The organism is Novosphingobium sp. KN65.2 (assembly GCF_001368935.1).
Classification (GTDB): Bacteria; Pseudomonadota; Alphaproteobacteria; order Sphingomonadales; family Sphingomonadaceae; genus Novosphingobium; species Novosphingobium mathurense.
Genome location: NZ_CCBH010000105.1, coordinates 1 through 853, shown reverse-complemented (window position 1 = coordinate 853; position 853 = coordinate 1). Strand labels below are relative to the sequence as shown.

1 protein-coding gene is annotated in these 853 nt (G+C 61.8%); it reads left to right on the top strand.

The window, feature by feature from the left end; translation table 11 throughout:
* Positions 1-27: 27 nt before the first annotated feature.
* The coding region (locus SPHV1_RS03970) for a type IV secretory system conjugative DNA transfer family protein (RefSeq protein ID WP_197277639.1) at positions 28-853 on the top strand (826 nt) is incomplete at its 3' end.

Genomic DNA, 853 nt, shown 5'->3' with positions numbered 1-853 from the left:
CGGTAACGGCCGCGAGAAGGGCAAAGCATGGCAAAGAAGCGCAATACAGCCATCGGGCCGCAAGTGCGGGAGCGCGGAAGCAAGGGCGATAATCGCCCGTTGCTGGCGGCCCTTGTGGCCGGTTCCGCCCTTGGAGGCTTATGGAGCGCAACGCAGATGTTCGCGCACCAGATGGCCTATCAGGCTACCTTGGGGCCGAACGCGGGCCATATCTATGCCCCGTGGCGTTTCCTGCAATGGTTCAGCAAATGGAGCGAGGTTCCGGCGCTGAAACCCGCCTTCGGGCAAGCCGTGGGCGTGGGCACCGTGGTTTTCGGCGTGGGCGTCCTGATAACCGCTGCTGTCAAACTGGCGAAATCGAACGCCGGGAAGGGCAATGCCTATCTGCATGGATCGGCCCGCTGGGCCGACATGGAGGACATTCGCGCGGCCAGCCTCGTTGAAAATGATGGGGTCTATATTGGCGCATATCAGGAGAAGAACGGGAAGACGGTCTATCTACGCCATTCCGGCCCGGAGCATTGCCTAACCTATGCCCCGACCCGATCGGGGAAGGGCGTGGGCCTTGTCATCCCGACGCTGCTTTCGTGGCCGCATAGCGCCGTCATCACCGATTTGAAGGGCGAGCTATGGGCGTTGACCGCCGGTTGGAGGAAGCAGCACGCCAACCAGATCGTCATGCGATTTGAACCGGCCAGCTCGCGCGGCTCCGCCCACTGGAACCCGCTGGACGAAATCAGGGTAGGGACTGACAACGAAGTCGCAGACGTTCAGAATCTCGCTACGCTGATAGTGGACCCGGACGGGAAGGGGGTCGAAAGCCATTGGCAAAAGACCTCACGGGCGCTTCTGG